This window comes from Bradyrhizobium genomosp. III, assembly GCF_000261705.1.
Taxonomy (GTDB): domain Bacteria; phylum Pseudomonadota; class Alphaproteobacteria; order Rhizobiales; family Xanthobacteraceae; genus Bradyrhizobium; species Bradyrhizobium ottawaense.
The window spans coordinates 1-17,963 of sequence record NZ_AJQF01000360.1; the positions used below are offsets into that span (position 1 = coordinate 1).

A 17,963-nucleotide genomic window follows, 5' to 3' on the forward strand; every position below is an offset into this window, starting at 1 on the left:
CGATCGGCTGGCTCTCGATCGCCTTGGCGAACTCCGCGGCGGCGATTTCGGGGCGTTTCGGCACGCCGACCTGGTTCAGGCAGTAGAGCGGTGGCCGGTCGTTGGGGCGCGCGGCCTTCAACAGATCGAACAGGTTCTTGGTATTGCGCAAATTGGCGAGGTCGGGCGCGGCCACGATCAGGATGTCGTCCGCTCCGATCAGGGCGCGCTTGGTCCAGCCCGACCATTGATGCGGTATGTCGAGCACGATGCAGGGCATGGTGGAGCGCAGGGTGTCGAACACGGCGTCGAAGGCGTCGGTGCCGAAATCATAGACCCGGTCGAGCGTCGCCGGCGCCGCCAGCAGGCTGAGATGGTCGGTGCATTTCGACAGCAGGCGGTCGATGAAGGCGGTGTCGACGCGATCGGGCGAGAACACGGCGTCGGCAATGCCCTGCGGCGGGTCCTGGTTGTAGTCGAGCCCGGCGGTGCCGAAGGCGAGGTCGAGATCGGCGACGACGGCGTCCATGGCGAGGTCGCGCGCGATCGCCCAGGCGACATTATGGGAGATGGTGGAAGCCCCGACGCCGCCCTTGGCGCCGACCACGGCGATGATGCGGCCGACCGCCTTGGCTTCTGGTGCGGAAAACAGGTTGCAGATCGAGCGCACGACATCGATCGCGCCGACCGGCGCGAGCACGTAGTCGCTGACACCGCGTCGCACCAGCTCACGGTAGAGTGTGACGTCGTTGATGCGGCCGATCACGACCACGCGGGTGCCGGCGTCGCAGACGGTGGCGAGCTGGTCGAGCCCGCCCAGCAGGTCGTTGCGTCCGTCGCTTTCGAGCACGATGACGTTCGGCGTCGGGGCCGAACGGTAGGCCTCGGTTGCAGCGGCCATGCCCCCCATCTGGATCTTCAGATGGGCCTTGCCGAGACGGCGGTCTTCGCCGGCCGACTGGACCGCAGCAGCAGTCTCCACGGTCTCGCAGAAGGCCTGGACCGAGACGCGCGGCGCGGGCGCAATATGCTCCTCGACTGGCGGAGGAGCTGCGTCCGGCTGCTCTTCGTGTATCTGGCGAGCGTAGCTGATCATTTGCCGGTGTCGCTGAGTTTGGCCTTGTCGGCCTCGGGATAGGTGGTCGTCGTCGTGACACCCTTGCGATACTTCTCGAGAGCGGTGATGCGCCGCGGCGTGTAGGACGGAGTTTCAGGCCGCGGCTGCTCGAGGTCCGACGGATTGTCGACCATCGCCGCGAGGTTGCGCTGATAGGCGCAGCCGTAATTGTAGTAGTCCTTGTTCTCGAACCACCTCTTGTTCTTCATCGAAGGGCCGACGTCTTCCGGCCACAGGCCGCAGGGACCCGCGACCGCGGCGATCTTGGAATAAGTGAGCCGGATCGGCGGCAGGAAGCGCTTGTCTTCCGGCTGGTAGGGCCGAACGTTGACGCCGCGCGGCGGAACGCCTGCGCCCGCCAGCATCGCCTGGATTTCACGCATCGTGTCCGCGACCGGACGCGCATTGGGCGTGCCGGACGGCACGTCGATACGGATGGCGCCCGTGCCTTCGTGCAACCATGCCGATGCGACACCCATCACGTCCGCGCGCTGGGCGGCGGTCAATCCGCCGCGGGCATGGCCGACGAAGACGACGATCGAACGATTTTGCTCCTCGATCGCGATCGGATGGCGCTGCTTGTAGTCGTCGGGAATGGAGGCCGTGACGGCTTCGTCATGCTGGCACCCGCCGAGCGCGAGCGCCATGCCGATGAGCGCGCCACCGAGACGGATGGCGCGTTTGCGAAGCTGGGGTGGTCTTGTGATCATCGTGAAGTCCCCGTTCCGCCTCAGTCGGTGATGAAGCCGTAGGTGCCGCGGTAGTTCTTGGCCGGCTCGGTCCGGCCGGGCACGCCGTAGATGCGGTTGATATTGCCGAGCAGCTGGGCCTGTGGATCCGCAGGCGGGGCGAAGCCGTCATCCGGCCGCGACAGGTCCTTTGGCGCCACCGCGCGAACGACGTAGGGCGTCACGATCACGACCAGCTCGGTCGCGTTGTTGACGAAGTCGCGGCTGCGGAACAGCGTGCCGAGGACCGGGAGCTGCATCAGTCCCGGCAATCCGCTGACTGCCTGCTTGGTCTGCTGCTGGATCAGGCCGGCCATCGCCATCGCGCCGCCGGAGGGAATTTCCAGCGAGGTCTCGGCACGGCGGGTCCTGATCGAGGGCACCGTCACCGAGTTCACCGACGTCGAGGTCACGGCCTGCGACAGCGTGATCGCATTCTCGTTCGACAGCTCCGAGACCTCGGTCATCACCCGCAGGCTGATCTTGCCTTCGCTCAGCACCACGGGGGTGAAGTTGAGCGAGATGCCGAACTTCTTGAAGCTGATCTGGGTGGTACAGACATGCGTGGTGGGATCGCACGCATAGCCCGCCGGCACCGGGAATTCGCCGCCGGCGATGAACGTTGCCGATTCACCGGAGATCGCGGTCAGGTTCGGCTCGGCCAGCGTGCGGATCACGCCAGCGGTTTCCATCGCGCGCAGGGTGGCCTGCACCGACGGCGCCGCGCCGAACTTCGTGGTCAGATTGTTGCCGTCCACGAGGTTGTGGCCGAGAGCGGTGAACGGATTCGAGTTGGAGAAGCTCACCACCGACGTGCCGTAGTTGAGGTTCGCGGTCAGGTCGATGCCGAGCTGCTTGACGATGTTGCGCTGGACTTCGGCCACCGTCACCTTGAGCATGACCTGGTCGCGGCCGCGGACCACGATCGAGTTCACCACCTTGTCGGCGCCGCCGGCCAGGCGCGCGGCGAGGTCGTTGGCCTGCTGCGCTTCCATCGGGTTCGCCGCCGTGCCGGTCAGGACGATGCCGTCGCCGAGTCCGTCGATCTGGATGTCTGAATGCGGCAGGACCTGCTTCAGCGCCGCCCGCACACCGTTGAGGTCGCGCTTGACCGCGATGTCATAGGCCGCGATCTGCTGGCCTGCAGAATCGAAGAACACGATGTTGGTCTGGCCGAGCGCGGCGCCGATGATGTAGGCGCGCTGCGCCGAGCGGACCACCGCATTGGCGATCTTGGGGTCAGCGACCAGCACGTCCTTGATGTCGCGCGGAAGGTCGATCACCACGGACTTGCCGATGCCGAGCGAGAGGAAGCGGGCGTTCATCTGACCGTCGGCAGCGACCGGCGCGCCGGGGCGATAGTCGGCGGCGACCACGGGGCTCAGCACCGGGTTGAATGCCAGCGCGAAGGCGGCCGAAAACGACAGGGCGCGGACCATGGAGGTTCGCATCGTCGCTATATCTGCCCTGCATTTCATGTCGCCTGTCCTCATCGTGCTTTCGCCGTCGAGCTCGGAATGCCGTAGCGAATGATCGAGACGCCGTCGCGCTTCTGGGCGGATTCGTCGAGCGTGATCTCGCTCATCTTGACGTCGGCAATGCTGCGCAGCGCCAGCGAGAGCGTTCCGGCCTGACGGGCCGAAGAAAGCGCCTGGGTCTGTGCGGAAGTGAGTTCCAGGGTCACGGTCTTGCCGACCACGGCGTTCTGGCCGTCCTTCTCCTTCGGGGCCTGGTCGATGGCGAGGACGCGCACATTGACCAGGATGATCTCGGACGTGACGACGTCCTGGCCCCCGGCGGCCTGGTCCGGGTTCTTGAGGCGACGCGTGAGCAGGACGTCGACGCGGTCATTGGGCAGGATGAAGCCGCCTGCGCCGGTCTCGGGCGAGATTTCGGTCGAGATGGCCCGCATGCCGCTGGGCAGGATGGCCGCCATGAATCCGGAGCCCTCGGCCTTGACCAGCTTCTGGTCGCGGATCGGCTCACCCTGAATGAAGGGGGCGCGCGCGATCGAACCGGTCACCTGGGTCACGCCCTCGGGACGCTCGTTGCGGCGGATGAAGGTGGCGCTGGCGGTCGCGGCCGGCCAGGTCTGCCATTGCAGATCTTCCGGCTTCACGGTCTGGCCGAGACCGATGTCGTTCTTGGCCACGAGGACGTCGACGGTCGGAAGCTGCGCGACCGGCGCCGGAGGCGGCGCAGAATTGTCCGAGCCGCTCGCCAGGTACGCGGCGACACCGCCGGCGCAGATGGCGACCGCCAGGACGACAATGCGTGCCCTATTCATACGCTTCACTTTCCAACAAAACGCCGCGACGCTGACGCCGCCGTAATCGGCAGTTGACCAGCTATTCGTCAAAGCATGGTTAATGAGGCGTATCTAAATCGCCTTAACGCCGGGTTTACCCGGTGCGTTCAGCGCAGCGCGAGGTGAGCGAGATCAATCGCCTTCACCCATTCGGTCTCCGGGTAGACCATCAGCGCACTCAGTGCGAGCGCGATGCCGTAGGGGATGCCGCTCTCCTTGGCATGCAGCCGGGCGAGCCAGGCCTGGCCCGCCAGCCCGTAGGGCAGCGGCCATTGCCGGAACTGGAGCAGGAGCAGCGTCAGCGCCCCGCCGAACAGCGAGGCGTAGAGCAGGAAGTTCATCAGTTGTGCGAAGCCGAACCAGAGTGCGACGGAGGCCGCGACCTTGGCGTCGCCGCCGCCGACCCAGCCCATCGCAAAACAGGTGAAGGCGATGACCAAAAGAAGCGCGCCGGCGCCGACATGACTGAGCATCTCGTAAGGTGCCATGCCACCGGCGACGGCAAGTGCGAAGAAGCCGGCGACCAGCGCCAGCGACACGCGGTTCGAGATCGTCATCGTGAAGAGATCGCTCGCGGCAGCAAACGCCATCAGGGCCGGGAAGAGCAGAAGGCGCGCAAGGTCGAGGATCATGGCTGCGTCTTGAGGCCTGGGGTTTGCCGCGGGAACTGGGCGTCGGGCGATGCTAGCCGGCAGTGCTAAACAAACCGACAACGGCAGCAAGCGACCCACGCGGCTGAAACCGCGGAACGCGTCGTTACCAGAGGCTGGCAATGCGCACGGCGAGCGCGGCCGTCGCAAGCAGCAGCGCAAGGCAGACCCAATAGACCGGCGAGCCGGCCTGAGCCGCCGCCGTCTCGTTTGCCGCGATCGCGGCATCGGTTCTGTACTTACGCAACGCCACTGGAACTCGCCGTCTTCGGAAAAACAAAGGCCCCGGAGATCCGGGGCTTTTGCCGTCGTTCGTCGGTCGCTTACTTCAGCGAGCTGCTGATCGAGGTGAACTTGGCGTTCAGCGTGGTGCCGAGGTTGTTGACGACGGTGATGATGGCCAGCGCGATGCCGGCGGCGATCAGACCGTATTCGATGGCGGTGGCGCCGGATTCATCCTTCGCGAAACGTGCAATCAAGTTCTTCATGAACATAACTCCATCTGGGGTGGGGATCGCCTCGTTCGGCGCCGTCTTTGACCCGATGACCATGAGAGCCGAGCTCTTTCGGTAGAGTTAATTCGATCGGGCAAACCCGCTTGCGGCGCGATGCTTTGGCCCAGAGTGAATTTCGTCTTAAGGCGGCGCCTGTAATTCGTTCCGGTTCCAGATGTACCGTCGGCGCAGCACCGGCTTCACGCTCCCTTAAATTTAGCGGCGTAGGCGTAACTGAGCTGGAATTCGCAAGAGAGGCGACGATGTCGAGCCTGCCCATGCAAGTCGCCCTGATGCTCGGCGAGACCATCGTCAAGGTGATCCCCGTCACCTTCGCACTCGCGGCGGTCTTCACCGTGCTCGAGCATTTCTGGGCCTGCAATGCCGGCGCGCCGTGGTGGCGCAAGCGCGAGATCGTCACCGACATCTGCTACTGGTTCTTCGTTCCGGTGTTCGCCCGCACGATGCGGATCGGACTTCTGATCGTCGGCGCGAGCCTCGTCTTCAACATCCACGACGCCGACGAACTCATCGCCTTCTACGACAATGGCCACGGCCCGCTGTCGTTGATGCCGCTCTGGGTCCAGGCCGTATTGTTCCTGGTCCTGTCCGACTTCATGCTGTACTGGCTGCACCGGCTGTTCCACGGCGGCGGGTTCTGGAAGTACCACGCGATCCATCACTCCTCGGAGGAGATAAGCTGGATTTCGGCGGCCCGCTTCCATCCCGTCAATCTCGTGCTCGGCACCATCGGCGTCGACGTCGTGCTGCTGATGGCCGGCATTTCCCCGAACGCGATGGTCTGGCTCGCCCCGTTCACGACCTTCCATTCGGCCTTCGTGCACGCCAACCTGAACTGGAGCTTCGGGCCGTTCAGATATTTGTTGGCGACGCCGGTGTTCCACCGCTGGCACCACACCTCGCTCGAGGAGGGCGGCGACACCAATTTTGCCGGCACGTTCCCGATCTGGGACGTTCTGTTCGGCACCTTCCGTATGCCCGAGGGTAAACTGCCGCAGGATTACGGCAAGGACGAAGCGACCATGCCGAAGGAGATCGCGGGCCAGTTCGCCTATCCATTCCGCCGCTAGCCTCGAAGGCGGTAAAACGCCAGTCTGTTCAAACAATAGTCGGCGAGTTTGCGGAACGTTCACGAATTAAGGGCAGGTTAGCCGGGTCGGGCACTGGCTCTGTTGTATCGAGTCGCTTCTGCCGGTTTGTGACGTCCCGGGGGTAAGAGTATGCGTAAAGAATTGCTGCGCCGTCGGGCGCGCGTTTGTCTTCTGGTTGCGGCCGCGGTGCTGGCATCGCCGGCTGCCGGCCTTGCCGACCCCACCGCCGACACCATCGCTGTCAATGTCGACCAGGCCAAGCTGGTGCGGCTGCCCGGCAAGGTGGCGACCATCGTGGTCGGCAATCCCCTGATCGCCGACGTCACGCTCCAGCCCGGCGGCATGATCGTCGTGACCGGCAAGGGCTATGGTGCCACCAATTTCATCGCGCTCGACCGGGCCGGCGAGATTCTGGTCGATCGCCAGATCCAGGTCGAAGGTCCGAGCGACCGGCTCGTCACCGTCTATCGCGGGATCGAGCGCGAGTCCTACAGCTGCGTGCCGCTTTGCCAGCGTCGCGTGACGCTCGGCGACAGCGACACCTACTTCAACAACACGATGAGCCAGGCCGGCTCGCTGAGCGCCAGCGCCAGCGGTGGTGGTGGCGGTCCGCCCAAGTCCAACTAGCGGCACCGATCGGCGGGTTTGCCCGGACAGTATCCTGGCAGACCGCTTTGCAGATGCGAGCCAGAGGGCTCTGCGCGCCCGCCGCGCTTTCCGTGGGCTCGGGGCGCTGCTGGTTAACGCATTCTTAACGGCGCGGTCCGCCGGCTGCGGATCGCCTGAAACACTTAAACAATCAGTTTCCGCTATTGAACGGGACAGTTGATCGCCCGTTGCTGGGGAATTTGACGCGATGCCATCGCCTGCACCTACGAGGTTCACACTCCGGAAAGCGCTGGGCCGGTTTTGCGGCAACCGCCGCGGTTCCGCGGCCGTCGAGTTCGCCCTGGTCGCGCCGATGTTCTTCGGGCTGCTGTTCGCCATCATCGAAACGGCGCTCATGTTCTTCGCGAGCCAGGTGCTCGAGACCATCTCGCAAAATTCCGCGCGCGCGATTCTGACCGGCCAGGCGCAAGCGCAGGGCGGTTCGGTGGCGGCCTGTCAGACCACGCCCAACGTGGTCATGGCGTGCGACCAGACGACGTTCAAGGCCTATGTGTGCACGCAGATCCCGGCACTGTTTGATTGCAGCAAACTCTACGTCGACGTCGTGAGCACCAGCTCTTTCGGGGCGCTAAGCCTGACGAACTACGGCGATTCCTGCAATTTCAACCCGACCGGCATGCAGTACAGTGCCGGGACCTCCGGCCAGGTGGTCGTGGTGCGGCTGTTCTATCAGTGGCCGCTCATCGTCACCGGCCTCGGTTACAATATCGGGTGCAGCAACAAACGGCTGATGGTGGCGACCACGGCCTTCAAGAACGAACCCTTCTGAGACAGATGGATCCGAGCAGACCGATGCAGGCGATTGCGAATATCTGGCGGAATGGATGTTGTTCCGTGCGCGACTTCGTCGCCGACAAGCGCGCGCTCGCGGCGACCGAATTTGCGGTCATCGTTCCGCTGATGCTGGTGATGTTCTTCGGCACCGTCGAATTTTCGTCGGCCGTGGCGATAGATCGCAAGGTCACGTTGATAGCGCGGGCTCTGTCCGATTTGGCATCGCAGTCGGTCAAGCTCACCGATGCCGACATGAAGGATACGTTCACGGCGAGCATCTCGGTCATCATGCCCTACGACGCTACCCTGGTGAAGGGCACGGTCTCCCAGATCCAGATCGATGCCAACAGCATCGCCACGATCCAGTGGAGCAGGGCCGGCACCATTGCGAGCGGTGCGACGCAAGCGACGCTGGCGACCTCGGCCCGCAAGCCCGGCGACAAGGTCACCAGCATGATTCCTGCGTCGCTGTTGATTCCGTCGACCTACCTCATACTCAGCGAGGCAAGCTACACTTACACGCCTTCCGTAGGCTATGTGTTGAAGTCGAGCTTACCCTTGAGCGATGTGTCCTACACCCGGCCGCGTCAGGTCGCCTGCGTTCCCTATCCCTACCCAGATAACAACAACCAAACGACGTGCTGACATCGGCGAGCAGGCGCTAAAATGAAAAAGGCCGTGCGTTGCGCACGGCCTTCTTGCTTTCTTTGGCTTGCGCCAGCCGATCGGGCCAAGCGCCCGGCGGGCTCAGCCTTCGGAGCGGAGGTTGTCCGCTGCCGACTTGCCGGAACGGCGGTCGGCCACGATCTCGTAGGAAAGCTTCTGGCCTTCACGCAGCGTGCCGAGGCCCGCACGCTCCACAGCGCTGATGTGGACGAACACGTCCTGGCCGCCGTCGTCGGGCTGAATGAAGCCGAAGCCCTTGGTCGCGTTAAACCACTTCACGGTTCCCATGCTCACGGGGATAGTCCCTTCTCAGATAACACAATGTTAGAGCCTGCTTGCGCAGGCCGGTTAGATCGAATTTTGGAAGGGTCGTCAGCGTGTCTGAACCGGCTGTACCGGTGGATGCTAATGTCGTCCGGCCGAAAATCGATAAATTCATTTTATCGGAATTGAGGCCTCAAAACAATCCGGACATGCACGATTTTTTGATCCGCCGCGATGTCCGCGGCGGATCCACATAAAGGTCGGAATCTTACTTCCGCGCTCAAGCGCCTAGCGACGGCGGAACTGGCCGCCGCGCTGGCCCGGGCGAGGCGGTCCACCCACCCCGCTGGGACGCTCGTCCTTGTGGCGGAAAATCAGCCGGCCCTTCTCGAGGTCATAGGGCGACATCTCCACCGTCACGCGGTCGCCGGCCAGCGTCTTGATGCGGTTCTTCTTCATCTTGCCGGCGGTATAGGCGACGATCTCGTGTCCGGCGTCGAGCTGCACGCGGTAGCGTGCGTCGGGGAGGATTTCGGTGACCAGTCCTTCGAACTGGATCAGCTCTTCCTTAGCCATGAATTTCTCCAGGTCGTGGACGGCTAGTGCGAATAGGGTTTGCGGTTCGGTTGGCCGTTCGGCCGACTCTCACGGCGCAAAAAGGCAACGCCTTGTATCCCATCAGCTGCCCCGGCGCTATGCGCGGAACGCTGTTCTGGACGACTGCCTGCAGAAGAATGCGTCTTCCCGCCAGAGCGTGGACGGCGAGACCCCTTTGAGCCCTTCGGGCCATTGCCGGGCCGCCCGTCAGCATGTCGCGCTTCGCCGCCATGTCGGCCTTCACCGGGGCGTCCATCGCCGTGCTTGCCGGCGCTATGGTGGCGTCCGTCGGAATGTCGTTCGTCGCTACGGCGCCCGTCACCGTGGCGTCCCTCGCCGTGCCTTGCGCCTTGCGGACGTTGGCCCGGGCGGCCTCCGCGGCCCTGTCGTTGCTGCGGCGCGGGAGGACCCGCATCGCGGCGGCCGGCGTCGGTGCGGAGATCTTCGCGCGGCAATGCCACCTTGATCAGCCGTTCGATGTCACGGAGATAGCTGAGTTCCTCGCCGCCCGCGACCAGCGAGATCGCGGTGCCGTCGGCGCCGGCGCGCGCGGTGCGGCCGATGCGGTGGACGTAGGTTTCCGGCACGTTGGGCAGGTCGAAATTGATGACGTGGCTGATGCCGTCGACGTCGATGCCGCGGGCGGCGATGTCGGTGGCGACCAGGGTGCGGATCTCGCCCGAGCGGAACTGGGCCAGCGTCCGTTCGCGATGGTTCTGCGACTTGTTACCGTGGATGGCGCTGGCGGGGATGCCGGCCTTCTCGAGTGACTTCACCACCTTGTCCGCGCCGTGCTTGGTGCGGGTGAAGACCAGGGCGCGGTTGACCGGCTCGTCCTTCAGAAGCTTGGTCAGGAAGGCGGGCTTGGCGGAGAAATCGACCTGGACGATGCGTTGATTGATGCGCTCGGCGGTCGAGGAGACCGGGGTCACCGCGACGCGGGCGGGGTCCCGCAGCATCGCGTTCGCCAGCTCGGCGATGTCCTTCGGCATGGTGGCCGAGAAGAACAGCGTCTGCCGCTTGATCGGCAGCTTGGAGACGATTTTGCGGATGTCGTTAATGAAGCCCATGTCGAGCATGCGGTCGGCCTCGTCGAGCACGAGGAACTCGACGCTCGACAGTTTCAGCCCGTTGCTCTGCACGAGGTCGAGCAGGCGGCCGGGGGTGGCGACCAGCACTTCGACGCCCTGCATTAGCGAGCGGACCTGACGGCCCATCGGAACGCCGCCGATGGCGAGCGTCGAGGACAGGCGGATGTGACGGCCATAGGCGTTGAAGCTGTCGAGGATCTGGCCGGACAGCTCGCGGGTCGGCGACAACACCAGGACGCGGGTCGTCTTGGGCTGCGGCTTGATACGGTGCTCGAGCAGGCGGTGCAGGATCGGCAGTGCGAAGGACGCGGTCTTGCCGGTACCGGTCTGGGCGATACCGACGACGTCGCGGCCGGTCAGCGCCGTGGGAATGGTCTGGGCCTGGATGGGGGTGGGGGTGACGTAATTCTCTTCTTGAAGAGCGCGCGCGATGGGTTCGGCGAGGCCGAAGTCCTGAAACGAAGTCAAAAGAGGGGTTCTTTCCATGTCAAAAGCGGGCGCCCGGCGCATTCAGCGCGGCGCACGCAAAAGGGTGTCGAGAAGACACCTGCGTGTTTGGGGTGTCGGATGGCTTGGGAGATATGGGGCAAGCCAGAGGCCCGTAAGGGCTTAAGAACACGCGGCTCGCAACGACCCCTTGATTCGCAAGAGGTCTCGGCCGCTTATATGGAACATCGAGGGGGCGCTTTCAAGGCAAGCTCGTTCAAAATGGCGATGCGGTGCAGAAATAGTTATGCCGGAAATTTAGCCAGAACGGGCATTTTGCTCAGAAAATGAACAGCCTGCCGCTTTGGCATACATTTGGATGGCTCAATTTTTAGGCTGTCTCGAGGTCGGGATACTTTGATTTCGGCCAGTTTTGTTAGCAAAACCAATTGGTTGGAAGGTGCCCAGGCCATGGCATGGTTCTTGCGAATCCGTTAATCGCAGGCGGCCGTGGGGCCGTTTCGCAGCGTTTTTCACGTCTGCGTCAGGGAGATGAGACACTCATGTTTAGCAAATCCACTCACGATATAGCGGCGTCATTTAGCCGCCGCGGCGTGCTCGCCGCGACCGCCGGACTGGTGCTGGGTCTGGCTTCATTGACTGGCGCGAAGGCCGCGGATGACACCATCAAGGTCGGCGTGCTGCACTCCCTTTCCGGCACCATGGCCATCAGCGAAACTACGCTGAAGGACACCATCCTTTTCCTGATCGACGAGCAGAACAAGAAGGGCGGCGTTCTCGGCAAGAAGCTCGAGGCCGTCGTCGTCGACCCCGCGTCGAACTGGCCGCTGTTCGCCGAAAAGGCGCGCGAGCTGATCACCAAGGACAAGGTCTCGGTCGTGTTCGGCTGCTGGACCTCGGTGTCGCGCAAGTCGGTGCTGCCCGTCTTCAAGGAGCTGAACAACATCCTGTTCTACCCCGTGCAGTACGAGGGTGAGGAGAGCGAGCGCAACGTGTTCTACACGGGTGCGGCGCCGAACCAGCAGGCGATCCCCGCCGTCGATTACCTGATGAAGGACGAGAAGGTGAAGCGCTGGGTGCTCGCGGGCACCGACTACGTCTATCCGCGCACCACCAACAAGATCCTGGAAGCCTATCTGAAGTCGAAGGGTGTCGCCCAGGAAGACATCATGATCAACTACACGCCGTTCGGTCACTCCGACTGGCAGACGATCGTGGCCGACATCAAAAAGTTCGGCTCGGCCGGCAAGAAGACCGCGGTGGTCTCGACCATCAACGGCGACGCCAACGTTCCCTTCTACAAGGAGCTCGGCAACCAGGGCATCAAGGCGAAGGACATCCCGGTCGTCGCGTTCTCGGTGGGTGAAGAAGAGCTCGCCGGCATCGACACCAAGCCGCTGGTCGGCCATCTTGCCGCCTGGAACTACTTCCAGTCGATCAAGTCGCCGGAGAACGAGAAGTTCATCAAGGCATGGCAGGCCTACACCAAGAACCCGAAGCGCGTGACCAACGATCCGATGGAAGCGCACGTGATCGGCTTCGACATGTGGGTCAAGGCGGTCGAGAAGGTGAAGTCGACTGATCCGGACAAGGTGATCGACGCTCTCCCGGGCATCGAAGCCAAGAACCTGACCGGCGGCGTGTCGAAGATGCTGCCGAACCACCACATCACCAAGCCGGTGTTCATCGGCGAGATCAAGGGCAACGGCCAGTTCGACGTGGTCTGGAAGACCCCGGGTCTCGTCGCGGGCGATGCCTGGTCGAAGGAGCTCGACGGCTCCAAGGACCTGGTCGGCGACTGGGTCGGCAAGAAGTGCGGCAACTTCAACACCAAGACCAACAAGTGCCTCGGTTCGGGCTCCTGATCCGGATCTGACACGCCATAGCACGCCCGGAGAAGGCGGCGATCCCGCCGCCTTCTCCACTCATTTCTGCCGGGGTCATTCACAGTGCCAGCCCATTTGTCCGCGCGCCTCTGCTCGCTTGCGCTCTCGTTGTTCCTGATCGCGTTCGCGCTGCCGGCCCTCGCCGGTCCGTTCGAGGATGCGGTCGCCAAATTCGCCAACGATGATTATTCCGATACGGACGAGGCGATCGGCGTGGTCGCAAGCAGCGGCAATCCGCTGGCTTTCCCGATCATCAGTGCGCTTCAGGACGGCCGCCTGATGGCCGACCTCGACAGCAAGAAGGTTTACGTCACCGGCGCCGACGGCAAGTCGATCGACGCCGCGACCGGCCAGGCGGTGGCCAGCGTTCCCGACAGTGCGAGCGCGGTCCGCCTCAACAACCGCCTGCGCCGCAGCGTCGACGCCGCGCTGGGCAGCTTGACGCTCCAGTCGCCGGACGTCGGGACGCGGCTCCAGGCGGCGCAATCCGTCTTCAAGTCGCATGAGGAGACCGCGCTCGAGGCGGTCGACGGCGCGCTCGCCAAGGAAACCAACAGATCCGTCAAGGCTGCGCTCGGCGACGCCCGCGCGGCCATCCTGCTATTCAAGCCTGATGCCACCGAGGTCGAGAAGCTGGAGGCGGTGGCCACCCTCAAGGGGCGCGGCGACCAGGAGGCACTGGCCCTGCTCACAGGCATGGGCGACCAGCCGGCGTCGGTGACCAAGGCTGCCGCGAGCGCGATCGGCTCGATCCAGAACTCGCTCGCGGTCTGGTCCATGGTGCAGAACGCCTGGTACGGCCTCTCGCTCGGCTCGGTGCTGCTGCTCGCCGCGATCGGGCTCGCCATCACCTTCGGTGTGATGGGCGTGATCAACATGGCGCATGGCGAGATGGTGATGATCGGGGCCTACGCCACCTTCGCGGTGCAGGAGGTGATCCGCACCCGCTATCCCGGCCTGTTCGACTATTCGCTGCTGATCGCGGTGCCGCTGGCCTTTGTCGTCGCCGGCGCGATCGGCGTGCTGATCGAGCGCAGCATCATCCGTTTCCTCTACGGTCGTCCGCTGGAGACGCTGCTCGCGACCTGGGGCCTGTCGCTGGTGCTGCAGCAGGCCGTGCGCACCATGTTCGGCCCGACCAACCGCGAGGTCGGCAATCCCTCCTGGATGAGCGGCGCCTTCGAGCTCGGCCAGATCACCATCACCTATAACCGGCTCTGGATCCTCGTGTTCACGCTCGCCGTGTTCGCGATCCTGCTCGCGATGCTGCGCTACACGGCGCTCGGCCTCGAGATGCGCGCGGTGACGCAGAACCGCCGCATGGCGGCCTCGATGGGCATCGCCACCTCGCGCGTCGACGCGCTGACCTTCGGGCTCGGCTCCGGCATTGCCGGCATCGCCGGCGTGGCGCTGTCGCAGATCGACAATGTCAGCCCCAATCTCGGCCAGAGCTACATCATCGACAGCTTCATGGTCGTGGTGTTCGGCGGCGTCGGCAATCTCTGGGGCACGCTGGTCGGCGCCTTCACGCTCGGCATCGCCAACAAGTTCCTGGAGCCGGTCGCCGGCGCCGTGCTCGGCAAGATCGCCATCCTGGTTCTCATCATCCTGTTCATTCAAAAGCGCCCGCGCGGCCTGTTCGCGCTCAAGGGCCGTGCGGTGGAAGCATGACCCCTCACATGCTGACGCGATCGCTGGACCGCAGCGCGACGATCTTCCTTGCCGTCGTCGCGGCCTGCGGCATCCTCATCCCGCTCTCCAATTTGCTGCTGCCCGCGGGCTCGTTCCTGCAGGTGCCGACCTATCTGGTCGCGCTCTGGGGCAAATATGTCTGCTACGCGATCCTCGCGCTTTCGATCGATTTGATCTGGGGCTATTGCGGCATTCTCTCGCTCGGCCACGGCGCCTTCTTCGCGCTCGGCGGCTACGCCATGGGGATGTATCTGATGCGGCAGATCGGCACCCGCGGCGTCTACGGCAATCCGATCCTGCCCGACTTCATGGTGTTCCTGAACTATTCGAAGCTGCCCTGGACCTGGTACGGCTTCGACATGTTCTGGTTCGCGGCGCTGATGGTGCTGCTCGTGCCCGGCCTGCTCGCCTTCTGCTTCGGGTGGCTCGCGTTCCGCTCCCGCGTCACCGGCGTGTATCTGTCGATCATCACCCAGGCGATGACCTATGCGCTGCTGCTTGCCTTCTTCCGCAACGACTTCGGCTTCGGGGGCAACAACGGCCTGACCGACTTCAAGGACATCCTGGGCTTCAACGTGCAGGCGGAGGGCACCCGCGCCGCGCTGTTTGCGCTGAGCTGTCTGGCACTGATCGCAGGCTTCCTGATCTGCCGCGCGATCGTCTCCTCCAAGCTCGGCAAGGTGCTGATCGCGGTGCGTGACGCGGAGTCGCGCACGCGCTTCCTCGGCTACCGCGTCGAATCCTACAAGCTGTTCGTGTTCACGGTGTCGGCCTGCATGGCCGGCGTCGCCGGCGCGCTCTACGTGCCGCAGGTCGGCATCATCAATCCTAGCGAATTCGCGCCCGGCAATTCGATCGAGGCGGTGATCTGGGTCGCGGTCGGCGGCCGCGGCACGCTGGTCGGCGCCGCGCTCGGGGCCGTCGTCGTCAACTACGCCAAGACGTTTTTCACCTCGGGCGTGCTCGCGCCGTACTGGCTGTTCATGCTGGGCGCATTGTTCATCCTGGTGACGCTGCTGCTGCCGAAGGGCATTGTCGGCACCTTCAACGCCTGGTGGGACCAGTCGAAAGAAAAACGCAACGCCGCGACCACCGTGAGCGCTGCGGCCGAGGACGGCGTCACCGAACCCAAGATGGCGGAGTAGGCGCAAATGAACGTCATGGACAACCGCGCAACCTCCGCGATGCTCTATCTCGACGGCGTGCACGTCTCCTTCGACGGTTTCCACGCCATCAACAATCTGTCGCTGACGCTCGAGCCCGGCGAGATGCGCGCCATCATCGGCCCGAACGGCGCCGGCAAGACCACGATGATGGACATCATCACCGGCAAGACCAAGCCCGACGAGGGTACGGTGCTGTTCGACGGCGTCACCGATCTGACGCGGCTGGACGAGACCCGCATCGCCGAGCTCGGCATCGGCCGCAAGTTCCAGAAACCGACCGTGTTCGAGAGCCAAACCGTGCAGGACAACCTCCTGCTCGCGCTCAATGTCGACCACAGCGTCAAGGGCACGCTGTTCTGGCGCGGCAGCAAGGCCGAGTCCGAGCGCATCGACAAGGTGCTGGAGACGATCCGTCTCACCGAGGCCCGCAACCGCTTCGCCGGCAGCCTCAGCCACGGCCAGAAGCAGTGGCTCGAGATCGGCATGCTGCTGGCGCAGGACCCAAAACTGCTCCTCGTCGACGAGCCCGTCGCGGGGATGACCGACGTCGAGACGCATCTGACTGCCGAGCTGCTGAAAGAGATCAACAAGACCCACACCGTGATGGTGGTCGAGCACGACATGACCTTCGTGCGCGAGCTCGGCGTCAAGGTCACCTGTCTGCACGAAGGCACCGTGCTGGCCGAAGGAACCATCGACCAGGTCTCGTCCAACGAGCGGGTCATCGAAGTCTATCTGGGACGCTGAGCGATGCTTGAGGTCAAGGATATCAATCTGTTCTACGGCGCGGCGCAGGCGCTGCGCGGCGTCTCGATCTCGGCCGAGCCGGGCAAGGTGACCTGCGTGCTCGGGCGCAACGGCGTCGGCAAGACCTCGCTCTTGCGCGCCATGGTCGGGCAATATCCGATTTCGTCGGGCGCGATCGTGCTCGACGGCAGCGACATCACCGGCCTGAAGCCCTATGAGCGGGCGCGCAAGGGCATCGGCTTCGTGCCGCAGGGCCGCGAGATCTTCCCGCTGCTGACGGTCGAGGAGAACCTCAAGACCGGCTTCGGCCCGCTCAAGCGCGAGGACAAGCATATTCCGGACGACGTGTTCTCGCTGTTTCCGGTGCTGCAATCCATGCTCGGCCGGCGCGGTGGCGATCTCTCCGGCGGCCAGCAGCAGCAGCTCGCGATCGGTCGCGCGCTGGTGATGCGGCCGAAATTGCTGCTCCTCGACGAGCCGACCGAGGGCATCCAGCCTTCGATCATCAAGGACATCGGCCGCGCCATCTCCTATTTGCGCAACCTCGGCAACATCGCCATCGTGCTGGTCGAACAATATCTCGACTTTGCCTGCGAACTCGGCGACAGTTTTGCCGTGATGGATCGCGGCGCGGTGAAATTCACCTGCGATCGCGCCAATTTGGACGCGAGCGAGATCAGCCGCCAGATGGCGCTGTAAGAAGTTCTGTCGCGATCGGCTGGGGGAGGCGGATGCGCAGCGACGTTTCGGTCACGTCAGGGGTTTTCGAGGCAAACCGTGCCCGCGGCGCGGTGCGTTTCGACGTCCATGCGCGTGACGGCGTGACGCGGCGCGGCGTCTTGCATGAATCCGGCTCGCTGCGCGTGCGCTTTCCCTCGCCGGAAGGCGAGGGGCTCTCCGGCGTGTTCGTCAACACGGCAGGCGGCGTTGCCGGTGGCGACAGTTTCGATATCAACATCACGGCGGGCCAAGGCTCGCGCCTGACGCTGACGACCGCCGCCGCTGAAAAGGTCTATCGGGCGCCCGGGGCCGCGGCGCAGCTCAGCATTGCCTTGAAGGTCGATGCAGGTGCGCATCTGTCCTGGTTGCCGCAAGAGACCATCCTGTTTGACCGCGCCCGGGTCCACCGCCGTTTCGATATCGAGCTTGATGATGCCGCCTCGCTCCTGCTCTGCGAGATCGTGGTGTTCGGCCGCACTGCCATGGGCGAGCGGATGGAGCAGGGTGAGTTTGTCGACCGCTGGCGGCTACGGCGTGGTGGCAGGCTGGTGTTCGCCGAGACCATCAGGCTCGACGGCAATATCGGCGCAAAACTTGGGCGATCCGCCGTCGCCAAAGGCGGTGCCGCGATCGGCACGGCGCTGATCGTGCCCGGCGACGAGGCCCTGGTCGAGCGCATCCGCGAGGCGTCGGACTCATTCTCCGGCGAGGTTGGAATCTCGGCGTGGAATGGCTTTGCAATGGCCCGGTTCTGTGCCCAAGATGCGGCGCGGTTGCGGGTCGACATGATGACGGTGCTGGCGCGCACTGGAACGGCCCTGCCGCGACTCTGGCTGAACTGATTGGCCGAATTGAC

At 64.2% G+C, this 17,963-nt stretch carries 20 protein-coding genes; 10 read left to right on the top strand and 10 right to left on the bottom strand.

What is annotated here, in order from left to right; genetic code table 11:
• The 7 genes from IC66_RS0129140 to IC66_RS0129170 form a co-directional block, all read right to left on the bottom strand.
• The coding region (locus IC66_RS0129140; RefSeq protein WP_038950032.1) for an AAA family ATPase at positions 1-1,075 on the bottom strand (1,075 nt) is incomplete at its 3' end.
• Positions 1,072-1,806 (bottom strand): CpaD family pilus assembly protein, encoded by a 735-nt coding sequence (locus IC66_RS0129145; protein ID WP_028142101.1) that lies wholly within the window; start codon positions 1,804-1,806, stop codon positions 1,072-1,074. The genes IC66_RS0129140 and IC66_RS0129145, both read right to left, overlap by 4 nt.
• Before the next feature lie 20 nt (positions 1,807-1,826).
• A complete protein-coding gene (locus tag IC66_RS0129150; protein ID WP_038950033.1) occupies positions 1,827-3,302 on the bottom strand; it encodes a type II and III secretion system protein family protein in 1,476 nt (491 codons plus the stop codon).
• A gap of 11 nt (positions 3,303-3,313) precedes the next feature.
• Positions 3,314-4,111, bottom strand: a complete 798-nt coding sequence (cpaB, locus tag IC66_RS0129155) for a Flp pilus assembly protein CpaB (RefSeq protein WP_038950034.1) — start codon at positions 4,109-4,111, stop codon at positions 3,314-3,316.
• A gap of 128 nt (positions 4,112-4,239) precedes the next feature.
• A complete protein-coding gene (locus IC66_RS0129160) occupies positions 4,240-4,764 on the bottom strand; it encodes an A24 family peptidase (RefSeq protein ID WP_038950035.1) in 525 nt (174 codons plus the stop codon).
• Between the two features lie 124 nt (positions 4,765-4,888).
• Positions 4,889-5,035, bottom strand: coding sequence for a hypothetical protein (locus IC66_RS47835; RefSeq protein ID WP_162832269.1), 147 nt, complete (start codon positions 5,033-5,035; stop codon positions 4,889-4,891).
• Between the two features lie 70 nt (positions 5,036-5,105).
• Complete coding sequence (locus tag IC66_RS0129170; protein WP_007599783.1) at positions 5,106-5,270, bottom strand: Flp family type IVb pilin; 165 nt, start codon at positions 5,268-5,270, stop codon at positions 5,106-5,108.
• A 269-nt stretch (positions 5,271-5,539) separates the two neighbouring features.
• Between IC66_RS0129170 and IC66_RS0129175 the strand changes: the two genes are divergently transcribed.
• The 4 genes from IC66_RS0129175 to IC66_RS0129190 all read left to right on the top strand — a co-directional run bounded on the left by IC66_RS0129175 (position 5,540) and on the right by IC66_RS0129190 (position 8,476).
• The gene (locus tag IC66_RS0129175; protein WP_028142097.1) at positions 5,540-6,367 is read left to right on the top strand and encodes a sterol desaturase family protein; all 828 of its coding nucleotides are present in this window, start codon (positions 5,540-5,542) and stop codon (positions 6,365-6,367) included.
• Positions 6,368-6,517: 150 nt separating this feature from the next.
• A complete protein-coding gene (locus IC66_RS0129180) occupies positions 6,518-7,015 on the top strand; it encodes a pilus assembly protein N-terminal domain-containing protein (protein ID WP_038950036.1) in 498 nt (165 codons plus the stop codon).
• A gap of 229 nt (positions 7,016-7,244) precedes the next feature.
• Positions 7,245-7,826: a TadE/TadG family type IV pilus assembly protein gene (locus IC66_RS0129185; RefSeq protein ID WP_038950038.1), complete on the top strand. Its 582-nt coding sequence runs from the start codon at positions 7,245-7,247 to the stop codon at positions 7,824-7,826.
• A gap of 23 nt (positions 7,827-7,849) precedes the next feature.
• On the top strand, positions 7,850-8,476 hold the full coding sequence (locus tag IC66_RS0129190; RefSeq protein WP_028142094.1) for a TadE/TadG family type IV pilus assembly protein: 627 nt from the start codon (positions 7,850-7,852) through the stop codon (positions 8,474-8,476).
• A 102-nt stretch (positions 8,477-8,578) separates the two neighbouring features.
• On the opposite strand, the gene IC66_RS0129195 is transcribed toward IC66_RS0129190, so the two are convergent.
• The 3 genes from IC66_RS0129195 to IC66_RS0129205 all read right to left on the bottom strand — a co-directional run bounded on the left by IC66_RS0129195 (position 8,579) and on the right by IC66_RS0129205 (position 10,959).
• Positions 8,579-8,791 carry a cold-shock protein gene (locus tag IC66_RS0129195; RefSeq protein ID WP_028142093.1) on the bottom strand — a complete coding sequence of 71 codons (213 nt, stop codon included), beginning with the start codon at positions 8,789-8,791 and terminating at the stop codon, positions 8,579-8,581.
• A gap of 258 nt (positions 8,792-9,049) precedes the next feature.
• Positions 9,050-9,337: a translation initiation factor IF-1 gene (infA, locus tag IC66_RS0129200; RefSeq protein WP_008131890.1), complete on the bottom strand. Its 288-nt coding sequence runs from the start codon at positions 9,335-9,337 to the stop codon at positions 9,050-9,052.
• Positions 9,338-9,360: 23 nt separating this feature from the next.
• The gene (locus tag IC66_RS0129205) at positions 9,361-10,959 is read right to left on the bottom strand and encodes a DEAD/DEAH box helicase (RefSeq protein ID WP_038950040.1); all 1,599 of its coding nucleotides are present in this window, start codon (positions 10,957-10,959) and stop codon (positions 9,361-9,363) included.
• 479 nt (positions 10,960-11,438) lie between these two features.
• Between IC66_RS0129205 and urtA the strand changes: the two genes are divergently transcribed.
• The 6 genes from urtA (at position 11,439) to IC66_RS0129235 (ending at position 17,949) form a co-directional block, all read left to right on the top strand.
• Entirely contained in the window at positions 11,439-12,761 is a 1,323-nt protein-coding gene (gene urtA, locus IC66_RS0129210) for an urea ABC transporter substrate-binding protein (RefSeq protein ID WP_026202068.1), read from the top strand.
• Positions 12,762-12,845: 84 nt separating this feature from the next.
• On the top strand, positions 12,846-14,453 hold the full coding sequence (gene urtB, locus IC66_RS0129215; protein WP_038950041.1) for an urea ABC transporter permease subunit UrtB: 1,608 nt from the start codon (positions 12,846-12,848) through the stop codon (positions 14,451-14,453).
• Entirely contained in the window at positions 14,450-15,619 is a 1,170-nt protein-coding gene (gene urtC / locus IC66_RS0129220) for an urea ABC transporter permease subunit UrtC (protein WP_028142090.1), read from the top strand. Before urtB ends, urtC begins: the two co-directional genes overlap by 4 nt.
• A gap of 6 nt (positions 15,620-15,625) precedes the next feature.
• Complete coding sequence (urtD, locus tag IC66_RS0129225) at positions 15,626-16,387, top strand: urea ABC transporter ATP-binding protein UrtD (RefSeq protein WP_028142089.1); 762 nt, start codon at positions 15,626-15,628, stop codon at positions 16,385-16,387.
• A 3-nt stretch (positions 16,388-16,390) separates the two neighbouring features.
• The gene (gene urtE, locus IC66_RS0129230; protein WP_018318770.1) at positions 16,391-17,086 is read left to right on the top strand and encodes an urea ABC transporter ATP-binding subunit UrtE; all 696 of its coding nucleotides are present in this window, start codon (positions 16,391-16,393) and stop codon (positions 17,084-17,086) included.
• A gap of 32 nt (positions 17,087-17,118) precedes the next feature.
• Complete coding sequence (locus IC66_RS0129235) at positions 17,119-17,949, top strand: urease accessory protein UreD (RefSeq protein ID WP_028142088.1); 831 nt, start codon at positions 17,119-17,121, stop codon at positions 17,947-17,949.
• Positions 17,950-17,963: the final 14 nt, after the last annotated feature.